This is a genomic window from Kordia sp. (assembly GCF_045105435.1).
Taxonomy (GTDB): Bacteria; Bacteroidota; Bacteroidia; order Flavobacteriales; family Flavobacteriaceae; genus Kordia.
Map to the genome: position 1 here is coordinate 1 of NZ_JBGCDL010000111.1, position 11,225 is coordinate 11,225.

11 protein-coding genes are annotated in these 11,225 nt (G+C 30.8%); 5 read left to right on the forward strand and 6 right to left on the reverse strand.

What is annotated here, in order from left to right; genetic code table 11:
• The 3 genes from AB8B65_RS05450 to AB8B65_RS05460 all read right to left on the reverse strand — a co-directional run.
• Window positions 1-1,353, reverse strand: a 1,353-nt coding sequence (locus tag AB8B65_RS05450; protein WP_405299846.1) for a S8 family serine peptidase, incomplete at its 3' end; no start/stop codon positions are given.
• Window positions 1,354-1,527: 174 nt separating this feature from the next.
• A complete protein-coding gene (locus AB8B65_RS05455) occupies window positions 1,528-1,695 on the reverse strand; it encodes a hypothetical protein (RefSeq protein WP_405299847.1) in 168 nt (55 codons plus the stop codon).
• 126 nt (window positions 1,696-1,821) lie between these two features.
• Window positions 1,822-3,441 (reverse strand): helix-turn-helix domain-containing protein, encoded by a 1,620-nt coding sequence (locus AB8B65_RS05460; RefSeq protein ID WP_405299848.1) that lies wholly within the window; start codon window positions 3,439-3,441, stop codon window positions 1,822-1,824.
• A 724-nt stretch (window positions 3,442-4,165) separates the two neighbouring features.
• Between AB8B65_RS05460 and AB8B65_RS05465 the strand changes: the two genes are divergently transcribed.
• The 5 genes from AB8B65_RS05465 to AB8B65_RS05485 all read left to right on the forward strand — a co-directional run bounded on the left by AB8B65_RS05465 (window position 4,166) and on the right by AB8B65_RS05485 (window position 7,057).
• Complete coding sequence (locus tag AB8B65_RS05465) at window positions 4,166-4,906, forward strand: hypothetical protein (RefSeq protein ID WP_405299849.1); 741 nt, start codon at window positions 4,166-4,168, stop codon at window positions 4,904-4,906.
• An 11-nt stretch (window positions 4,907-4,917) separates the two neighbouring features.
• Window positions 4,918-5,133, forward strand: coding sequence for a hypothetical protein (locus tag AB8B65_RS05470; RefSeq protein WP_405299850.1), 216 nt, complete (start codon window positions 4,918-4,920; stop codon window positions 5,131-5,133).
• A 162-nt stretch (window positions 5,134-5,295) separates the two neighbouring features.
• Window positions 5,296-5,571, forward strand: a complete 276-nt coding sequence (locus AB8B65_RS05475; RefSeq protein WP_405299851.1) for a hypothetical protein — start codon at window positions 5,296-5,298, stop codon at window positions 5,569-5,571.
• Window positions 5,572-5,807: 236 nt separating this feature from the next.
• The gene (locus AB8B65_RS05480) at window positions 5,808-6,545 is read left to right on the forward strand and encodes a helix-turn-helix domain-containing protein (protein ID WP_405299852.1); all 738 of its coding nucleotides are present in this window, start codon (window positions 5,808-5,810) and stop codon (window positions 6,543-6,545) included.
• Between the two features lie 263 nt (window positions 6,546-6,808).
• Window positions 6,809-7,057 (forward strand): hypothetical protein, encoded by a 249-nt coding sequence (locus AB8B65_RS05485; RefSeq protein WP_405299853.1) that lies wholly within the window; start codon window positions 6,809-6,811, stop codon window positions 7,055-7,057.
• Window positions 7,058-7,133: 76 nt separating this feature from the next.
• Here the strand turns inward: AB8B65_RS05485 and AB8B65_RS05490 are convergent, their stop codons facing one another.
• From AB8B65_RS05490 to AB8B65_RS05500, 3 genes are all read right to left on the reverse strand, one after another.
• Window positions 7,134-9,362 carry a M43 family zinc metalloprotease gene (locus AB8B65_RS05490; protein WP_405299854.1) on the reverse strand — a complete coding sequence of 743 codons (2,229 nt, stop codon included), beginning with the start codon at window positions 9,360-9,362 and terminating at the stop codon, window positions 7,134-7,136.
• A gap of 302 nt (window positions 9,363-9,664) precedes the next feature.
• Window positions 9,665-10,321 carry a 3-oxoacid CoA-transferase subunit B gene (locus tag AB8B65_RS05495; protein WP_405299855.1) on the reverse strand — a complete coding sequence of 219 codons (657 nt, stop codon included), beginning with the start codon at window positions 10,319-10,321 and terminating at the stop codon, window positions 9,665-9,667.
• A 2-nt stretch (window positions 10,322-10,323) separates the two neighbouring features.
• Complete coding sequence (locus AB8B65_RS05500) at window positions 10,324-11,025, reverse strand: CoA transferase subunit A (RefSeq protein WP_405299856.1); 702 nt, start codon at window positions 11,023-11,025, stop codon at window positions 10,324-10,326.
• Window positions 11,026-11,225: the final 200 nt, after the last annotated feature.

Here is an 11,225-nt window from a genome sequence, read left to right on the forward strand (position 1 = left end):
AAAAATGTCAACAGTATTTTTACCGTAATTAGAATAATCTGAAATTAATTCTTTTGAATAATTTGAAGAGCCAACTACTATAAAATTATCTGAAATTTCAATCTTGTTTTCATTCATATCATTTGGATAATAATAAATCTCTTTACTATCTAAGTTCAGCCCTTCATTTCCTGCTGCTGATACAATAAGAACATTCTTTTTCTCAGCATATTTTATCGCGTCATGAATCCATTTTTCATTTAGAGAAAATTCCTTTCCAATACTCATATTAATAACTTTTGCCCCATTATTAACAGCATATCTAATAGCCAATGCAATATCTTTGTCGTACTCATTACCATAACTAGAGATAACTACTGGCATAATTTTTACATTATTTGCAATTCCTACAACACCATAATCATTGTTTCGATTACCAGCAATAACACCTGCCACTTCAGTACCATGGCTCATTTTTTCAGAGCCTAAGACATTATTATTACCATATATTGAGTCATTAATATTATAAGGGTTATCATTAGTTAATCTGTCTTTATGCTCTGGATTATATATTTTATTCATATTATTCTTATGAAAGCTGATAATTTCAGCGATTCTATTTTCATTGATTCCACTAATAACTAAATATTTAGCACTAGCAATCTTTTTCTTGATTATAGTATCATTTGCCGTTTTTGACAATGAATCCAATTCTTCTGAAGTGAATTCTTTCTTGCCAAAAAGTATATTCATTGTATCTTTAAGTTTAAAGTATCTCTCTTTAAAACCTAAAAAGTATTCAAGATTATATCTAGCTTCTTCAATTTGCTCTTTTTGGTATTTACTTGCTCTTTTATAAAGTTTAAAAATTTTTAAATCAGTAGAAGTCACTTTTGATTCCTCTAAGATTTTGAATTTTTGGTATTGTTTTATAATTCTTGCGGCTGTACTTCTATGGTATAATGTAGAATCATTACTTTTAGTTCCCAAAAAGTTCCATCCATTAATATCATCTATATATCCATTATCATCATCATCAATGTCATTATTAGGGATCTCATTTAGGTTTGTCCATATATTATCTTTTAAGTCCTTATGATTTATATTTACTTCTAAATCGATAACTGCGACAATAACTTCTTCCCCTACTTCTTCATTAATAAAATCATAAGCCAATTCAGAGCTAATACCAAAAATTGTGTCTTTAGAAATACTTTTATGTTGCCAATTTTGCAATTCACTATCAGTTAAATCTATTCTTTTTGTAATACCATCATTGATAAGTGATTCTGACTTAGGAGTTTGTAGTTTACAAGATGTAGAAAGTAATAATAAGATTGAAAAAACTATTAAATTTTGTTTCTTGATTAACATGTTTTTGATTCGTATTGAAGAAGTAGGTAAATAAACTGGTTTTATTTACCTACTAAATTAAATAATTTTTATAAGGGAAATTTATCAGAGTATTTTCAAAGAATACATATTTAAATTTTATTTATTTACAAATATAAAAGTCTTGAAAATTCACTCAAAATCTAAACTTCATTTTTAACAAACATCTATATGTGTAGAGAGACAATTTACTTTAAAAGAATTTTTTGTTGTTTTTGTTTTACCAGCACCATCGCCTGTGTTTCCTCCCAAAATTTTATTACTAATTTCATTTAAGTTAGACACTTTAGTAACTAATAACTTTAATTTACTTTGTTTTTTCATAATTTTATATTTTTATTTTAATGATGTAAATTTATAATATTCTTCCTTAGTAATAATCTTATTTTATTAATTACTTCCCTATTTTCAGTGAAAATAGGGTTTTTTAAGTTATTAAAATATTGAATGTTAAGCGCTTATGTTTTTTATGAAATATGATGTATGTATTCCTGTAAACTTAAAAAAAGCCCTAGCATAAGATTCACTGTTGGAAAAACCTGCTTCATCTGCAATAGCTTTTACTGTATATTTTCTGAAATTTTTATTCTCTTTTAGCTCTCTTACCACATATTCAATTCTTAGATTATTGATATAGTTTCTAAAAGTGTTTTCTTTATATTTATTTATTATTTTAGATAAATATTTTGAATTTGTATAACATTGTTTTGCTAATGAATTTAATGTAATACCTTTTCGTAAAAATCCTTTTTCTTCTTCAAATATTTTTAGTTTGTTCAATATATTGTTAATTATATTTTGATCTATATCCAAATCAGAAATCGACTCAATTTTATTTTTTGACTCTTCTTTTGTAGATTTAGGAGTATCTATTTGATTGAGCAATTCAAGAAATTTCCTCTTGTAAATTTTTCTTTTCCTATAATTGATGATTAAGATTATTGATATACTTAATAATAAAATTATAAGAATATATATATTTTTTATTGACTTATTCTCAGACTCTTTAGACTTTTTGAGTTTTATCTCAAGTATATTTTTTTCAGTCAAAAGATTTTTTGTGTCAAATTCTTTATGCATTGAAGAACTTATATAACGATATCTCTTATTTAAGATACTGTCTATTTTTAATAATCTTTTTACATAAAATAATTGCTTCTTGGAGTCATTATTTTTTTCGTAAAAATGTATAAGTTTTTCATACGAACCGCGTGTTTCAGGATATGCATATCCAGTTTCTTCATAAATACTATCTACTTTTTTAAAGTATGACATCATTTTTTTTTGATTATTTTGCACCTCACTTACCTTGCCTAAATAATGATATCCTATAGAAAGATTAGAGAAATCTTCAGTTTCTATAAGGTATGATATCGATTTTAACAAACTATCTTTTGATACATTATACTTTTTTTGAAAAAACTTATTATTACCCTCAATATAAGTAAACATTAAGTGAGAAGAGTCATTTAGTTTTTTTGCATGTTTGTATCCCCTTTTTGCATATTTCGTTGCCGAATCATGTAACTTCATATTTGTATATGTTGACGAAAATGCATAAAGTATTTCTGAATATTCTTCATTACTTATCTGATCAGTAGCTTTAGATAAACTATATTTTAAACATTCTTCAAATATTTCAATAGCTTCTTGATTTTTTCCTATTTCTGCTTTTAATATTCCTATATTTAAAATAATTCTATAATAAATATTTTCCTCTTTAGAAGTATAAGATTTAGCTTTTAAATAATCATTTGAAGCCTTTTGATCTTTTCCCAAATAATAAAATAGATTACCTCTATATAAATAGTTTTGAGCTAATAAATCTTTTAGATTATGTCTCTCAGAAACAGCAATACTACTATCTAGGTATTTTTTGCCATTTTTTACATTATTAAAATATGTTGCATATAGTCTAATATAACTATTCGCAATAGCTCTATGGTTTTTGGCAATTGTTGCTTTACGAAGTGTAAATCTTACAATGTTTCTTGCAAGCAAAGAATCTCCATAATTTTCATAGAAGGCTTCTTTTAATTCTGGAAAACTCTTGTTTGATAGTGTATCCATTATATTATGAATAGAATCCTGTTGACCATAAAGCCATATAAATGAAAAAAGAAAAAAAATATTAAAATAAATTCTACGAAACATTAATTCTTATATGTTATTTAGATGAATCAAAATATAAATAGTGCCATATTTTCAGTGAAAACAGGGTAAAGTTGTTTTTATTCTTATGAGTCTTCAAGTCACTCATTTTCAGTTTTTTAATTATTTTTTTAAATAAAATTCGCTGAAAATAGGGTGTTGTTTCTTGTTTCTATCCTGTATTAGGAACTAATTTTACAGCAAGAAAATAAGGTTTTTACTTTTCAAAACGTATATTCTCACCTTGATCATTTAATCTTATATAAATGACTCAAAACAAAGATATGTAAATTAAAAGTATTTCCTTCAGCTAACTATAAATAGAATAATTAAATAAATAGTTTTTAGATTGATTTATTCTATAAAATATTTGACTTGTAGAGACACCTTTTTTTAGCAAAAAATTAACAGGAGAATAAATGAATTTTAAAATGAAAGAAAAGTCATAATTAAAAAAGCTTCCAAATAAATGAAAGCCTTTTAGTAAACAAATAAGCATTTGCCTACGATCTACAAATCAAAGATAAGTATTTTTTTTAATACACATCACGGCAAATGTTTTTCTAAGTGTAACTAATCACTTTAAACAACAGTCGTGGAAACCGAAAAACGAACGAGTAGGTGTATTTTAAAAACCAATAATATGTTATCATTAAATTTTTTCAGAAACAAGTATTTTACAATCGCATTGAGTTCCTTATTCTTTGTATTTTCTTGTACTACTCATGGAGTTGAAACAGCAGATACGAATGCAAGAAGTATTGACTACAGTACTTTTCAGTCTTTTAAATCGAATACTAAAAACTTAAATGATCTTATTAGTACTCATCAATTAAATAAAAATTCTGAGTCTATAAGTGAAATAAGTCAAGCTATTTTAGATGAAGTGAATTCAGAATTAGCAACAAATATTGCTTATCCTAACACAGTACTAGAATTACCCGATTACTTAGGAGAAGAAATCATTGAAATAAGTTTGGCTAATGGTTGGATTGAAGATGTAGATGTGAATTTAATAAATTCATTTATAAGTGATCTGGAAAGCAATGACTTTAACCATGCCATGTCAAATTTTGAAAATAGCATATTAACCCTTGAAGTTTCAGATGAAAAATTTGAGAAGCTAAATTTAACAGCGAATCTAATTCAAAGTGCTTATTATGATACGCCTGAAGTTTTTGATAATTTACAAAAATCTGAGGATGGTTGGGTAGACTGTGCGATTGCGACTTTAGCGTTAGCTTCTGCTACAGCAGGTTTAGCTAGTTGTGCTACTGTTGTAGCTTGTGCAGCCGCCGTTGCATTGCATTACGGAGCAATGACAAATTTTGGAAGAGCTTGTTTTCCTAAAAAACCAAATGCTCCCGAATTAACAGATCATTAAAATTAATAATTATGTGGAAACCAAATAAGAAAATATTATTCATCTTGTTCTTTTTAAATGCAACATTGGGAGGAATTTGCTTTTCTCTAATTGATTGGAGTGTATTTGAAACAGGAAAAGGAATTTACGATGAAATTTCATTAACCCTCGTATTCACTGGTTTGACATTTTTCTTTATGATTCCTTATGTAAAGAAACTAAAGGAAGAGAAAACAAATGCTAACTAATAAAATGATTCAATACATCTAAAAGCATTTAGACAAAGAATAAAACGCTCAATTTTTTCATAATTAGTAACTAAAAGCCATGCTTCCATTAGCATAGCCTGCTATACGCATGGCTTTTTTTAAAAACGCTAATTGCTACAAACTACATCAAAAAAACAATGTATGATTACTGAAAAACAGCGCGAGAAGCTTAAAAAAATTTTAGGATATCATTATACAAATGATGTACTCAAAATTTTAAAAAAGCGTGGCATTACTAATCGAAAAGGAACTGCGTATGGCTCGTCCATGATTAGAAACGTATTTAATGGATTGAATGAGAATAAAGAAATTGAAAATGCCATTATGGACTTGTTTATAAACAAGCAAGAAGAAAAAGAACAACAATTAAAAGCACGTAATAGAATATTAGGCGTTTCAGATGAAACCGATGACTAATAATTAAAAACATCTCCCATTGCTATTGATAGCCATTAATTAATAGTAAAAAATGAACACAAAAATAATCATAGGAATTTACATAATAGTAGCAATTGTTGTTGTCGTTATACTGGCGATGTGTTTCAAAAATACATTAAGTAACTACAGACAAAAAACTAAGATAGATAACGAAGTAGATCAAGAAATTGAAAACGAATTAAAAAGAGGCAATAAGAACTAAAAACACACTTATCATGAAATTTACAAATAACATCATTTTAATTGTTTGCACTTTTATTTTAAACGTGTGTGCAGTCTACGGAAGTGAAAAAATGGAAGCACAAAAAAGCTTTCAAGAGTTATCGCTTCCACAAAAAATAACACAAACCGATAGTTTGGCATTATTAGCACAAAAAGAAAAACTCATTACCACATTGCTCGAAAAACAAGAAGCATTTGAACTGAAGTATTTTATACTAATTGGTGTTGTGCTGTTTTTAGTACTCCTTTTTGGAATGATATGCTTTTTTAATAAACGTGGTGATAAACGATTAAACAAAATTGTGTCATTGTTAGAAAAAACAAAACAAGAACAAGCAGATGCTACTGATGAAAAAGACGCAAATTCCAAACTGAATATTGATCCGATAATTGTACATACGATTCTTAAAAATTTGAAAGCGTTTGAAAACGAAAGAGGCTTTTTAAATTCTAAAATTACATTGCATGGGTTTGCTAAAAAGTTGCAAACAAACACCAAGTATTTATCGAGAATAATTAATACACACAAATCAAAATCGTTCCGAAACTACATTAATGATTTACGTGTGCAATACAGCATTGAAAAACTAGAAAAAAATACAAATTACAGAAACTATACGGTACATGCCATGGCAGAAGAAGCAGGTTTTAGTAACAGAGAATCGTTCTCAAAGGCATTCCGAAAAAAAACAGGTGAAACGGTTTCAGACTTTCTGAAACAAACATCATAAAATAAATTAAGTTAAATATAAAGCTAAAAAACAGCAGTTGGTAGAAGTATCACATTGGATTGGGGAATCTTTAGGTAAAGCTGTTTTTTTAGTTGAATAAAGCGGTACTTGCTATACGTAGCAAGACCGCTTTTATTATTTGACACACAATGATTTAGATAAAAAATTAGAACCAACAATTCGATAATCACAGTTTGTCTTTCTTTTTTTGACGATAAAATGTTTCTAGGTTTGAGTAATTATAAACTCAAAATATATAAATTATGAAGAAAAAGAATATCAACAGTTTACAACTAAAAAAAGAATCTATTTCTAATCTTAATAATCTATTTGGAGGGAAAGATCCGATTACATTTGAATTTACCTGTAATACCGTTCAAATTTGTGCTCCAGGAGATACACAAATTGATTGCGCACCTATCCCTCCACCTACAAATCCGCCACGACTATCAGATTATTCGTTTTGTCTTGACGAAAACGGGCATATACATGCCTGTGTGCCTATTGAATAATAAGTTTAAAAACAAAAAAACTCCCAAGCTTTCACTTGGGAGTTTCAGTATATAAAATCTATTTAGAACGTATCGCTTATTGCTTTACAAATTTCTCAATAAGTTTTTCTTCTTCATCTGTTACTTCTAACATGTATACACCAGATTTTAATTCGCTTACATTTAAGCGTCCATCTTTAAGCGTTCCTGCTTTTACTGTTTGTCCAAGTAAATTCAAGATTCTGTATGATGAGTTGATGTTATAGCTTGCTAAATTAACTGTAATATCACCACGCGTTATTGTTGGAGTTATTAAAAGGTCATTACTTCCTAAACTTGGTGGTCCACTACGTAATGCTTGTACACCATCTGCTTTTGTTCTAGCGCCTCCATTGATACCTGTAATAGTTACTTGGTCAATGTATACTTGATCTGCATTAGCACTTGCATCACATTGTACTCTAAATTGTGAGTTAGATGCAAAGTTAACATTACTACTATCTAAAGTTACTGTTGCAGAATAGAATGTTCCGTTATTAAAGTTACTTCCACTAGCATACGTTGCAACGGTAGTCCAAGACGATCCATTGTAATAACGTACCCAGAAATCTTCTCCATTTTCCATTGAATTTGCATAGAAATAGAAATCAAATGTTACTTGATCAAATCCACGAAGATCAAATGTTTCTGATGTCATTGCCGAACGTGTTCCTGAATTGTCACGTAAACGGATTGAGTATGAACCTTCGTAAGAACGAGATCCGTTGTAACGGAAACAATCGCCTCCACCATCAACCCATCCATCTAGGCCAGTTTCAAAGAATCCTTCGTGTAGTACTGTTGTTCCTCCAGTTTGACATGGTGCACAAGATGAACCTCCACAGTCAATTCCTGTTTCGTCTCCGTTTTGAACTCCATCCGTACAAGTTGGTGCTGGCGGTGGTGTACTTCCTACACAGAAATCAGTTGTTTCAGATGAACCAAAACTTCCTCCAGATTTAATTTGTCCGTCAGGTCCTGTCAATGTATATGATCCATTTCCAAAAGAACAGCAAATTCCATCTCCATACGCATCGTTGATTGTAAATGTATAACAATCGTTTGGTAAACAAAGTGTTTCTGTAACTGTAGATCCATCTGCATTTGCAGCCGAATAACTTTCAGAAGCTACTGTAGTTCCTCCATCTGTAACAAGAGACCAAGAAGTTTCTTCAGGGTAATCGTCAAACGTAATTGTTAATGTTACCTCATTATCCGAGCAACCTGATTGACATGGCGCACAAGATGAACCTCCACAGTCAATTCCTGTTTCGTCTCCATTTTGAATTCCATCATTACAAGTTGGCGCTGGTGGTGGTGTAGAACCACACTTATCAGATAATGCTAAGCTTCTTCTTACGCCTCCAACGTCTAATATTGCACGCATACGTGCTTTTTGTCCTGCTGTATATAAGTTCATACATCCATCATCCGAGTAGTCCATATAGTTTTGAACCATATCTGTACTTGAACATGAAACATGTGTTGGTGTACATCCGTAGTTTGGTGCATCAGAATTTGGAGTATCTGATACAAAATCGTCAGCATTACAGTTTCCATCACCCCAAATATGACGTAAGTTTAAAAAGTGACCTACTTCATGTGTTGTTGTTCTTCCTAAATCGAAAGGAGCCGATAAGTAAAAACCTGATCCTTTAGCACTACTTCCAAAATATTGTGGACTCATTACAACTCCGTCTGTTGAAGCTGCTCCACCTGGAAATTGTGCATATCCAAGAATTCCTCCTCCAATATTACAAACCCACATGTTTAAGTATTCTGATGTATTCCAAGCTGTTACTCCACCTTGAGATAAACTTTTCATTGCATCATTGGTTCCCCAAGATGTTCTTGACGATGATTTTCTAGTAACTCCTGTTGTTGGGTTTCCATTATCATCTACTGTAGCTAAGCAAAACTGAATTTCAGTATCTACAGCTTGTGACCATGTATTGTCTGCATCTGCATTTGTTCTTCTAAAGTCTTCGTTTAGTACATCTAATTGCGATTGAATTTGAGCATCACTAATGTTTTCTTGCGAATTGCTATAGATAACGTGTACAACAACTGGAATTGTAATTACATTTCCTGATAAACTTTTAGGCGTACCGTTTTGTTGAATATGCTGCCTAGTAAAGTTATTGATTTGCTCCATGCGCTGTTCTAATTGCGGATCGAGTTGTTTTCTATATTCTAGGTTTTCCATCGATGAACAGTTACGGTCTTGAGCCGATAACATTCCAACAAATAAGAAACTCAATACGAGTAGAGTAATTTGTTTTTTCATAAATTAAAGTATTTGGGTTAATTAAGCACTACAACTCTTAACGTGTTGTTAAAAGCGCAGCAAATATGTTAATTATTTGCGAATTATCCGTTAAAGTGCCTTTTTTTTTCGATGAAGCACGCGAAATGTTTCGGTAACTTGTACAAAATATTCAGTATTTAACTTAACAAATTCCCTTTTAACAACCTATCAAAACTGTAGACCACCTAGAATAAGTTCATTTTTTAGTGTATTCATAAAAAAAGTGCCACATTTTTGATAATGTGGCACTTTTTACATGTTTTTTTAATAATATCCTAAATCTAAGTCAGTTGCATTTCAGGTATTTCACCTTTAATAATGAGATGTCCTTCGGTTGCATTTTTAATTTCCTCAACAGTAACTCCTGGCGCTCTTTCAAGCAATTCAAATCCTTCCGGTGTTACATTTAAAACAGCTAGGTTAGTCACAATCTTTTTAACACAAGCCAATCCTGTAAGTGGCAAAGAACATTTTTTTAGAAGCTTTGAAACACCTTTTTTATTAGTATGCATCATGGCTACAATTATATTTTCTGCGGAAGCTACTAAATCCATAGCGCCGCCCATTCCTTTGACCATTTTTCCTGGAATTTTCCAATTGGCAATATCACCATTTTCAGCAACTTCCATGGCACCTAAAATTGTTAAATCGACATGTTTTCCTCGAATCATTGAAAAACTCAATGCTGAGTCAAAAAAACTAGCGCCTGGCAAAGTTGTGATGGTTTGTTTTCCAGCGTTTATAATATCTGCATCTTCGTCACCTTCAAAAGGAAAAGGTCCCATTCCTAAAACGCCATTTTCACTCTGAAATTCTACTTCTATATCGTCTCTAACAAAGTTGGCAACGAGTGTTGGTATTCCGATTCCAAGATTTACGTAATAGCCGTCTTTTACTTCTTTTGCAATTCTTTTTGCGATTCCTTTCTTATCCAACATATCTAGCTTCTTTGTCTTACGGTTCTTTGTTCTATTCGTTTTTCATAATCTGTTCCTTGGAAAATTCGCTGTACAAAAATCCCTGGAATATGAATATGATTTGGATCTAATTCGCCCGCAGGCACCAATTCTTCCACCTCAGCAACGGTAATTTTTGCCGCACCACACATACATGGATTGAAGTTTCGGGAAGTCCCTTTAAAAATTAGGTTTCCTGCTTCATCACCTTTCCAAGCTTTTACAAAAGCAAAGTCTGCTTCATATGCCTTTTCTAAGATGTACATTTTTCCGTTAAATTCTCTTGATTCTTTTCCTTCGGCGACTTCAGTTCCGTAACCAGCTGGCGTATAAAATGCTGGAAATCCTGCTTGTGCAGCTCTACATTTTTCGGCAAGTGTTCCTTGTGGTGTGAGTTCTACTTCTAATTCTCCCGACAACATTTGACGTTCAAATTCATCATTTTCACCTACATAAGAAGAGATCATTCTTTTTATTTGACGTTGTTGAAGTAATAAACCAAGACCAAAATCATCTACACCAGCATTGTTTGAAATGCACGTAAGATTCTTTGCGCCAAGCTTTACCAATTCAGCAATTGCGTTTTCTGGAATTCCGCACAAGCCAAAACCACCAAGCATTAACGTCATATTATCTGTAATGCCTGCAACAGCTTCTTGTACAGAATTTATCTTTTTATTAATCATCAATCAATATTTTGACTGAAAATTACGAAATTTTCAAAAGATGTCTCTAATTTTTCAGAATATTTTAAGGTTAATCGAAGTCTATACCATCTATTTTACCATCATCTGGATCATCATCCTTAGTATCGCCTTTTGTAGCACTTACTTTATCACAATCGACATTAATCGTCATTTCTTCTTCTGGCTTTGCAAATTTATCT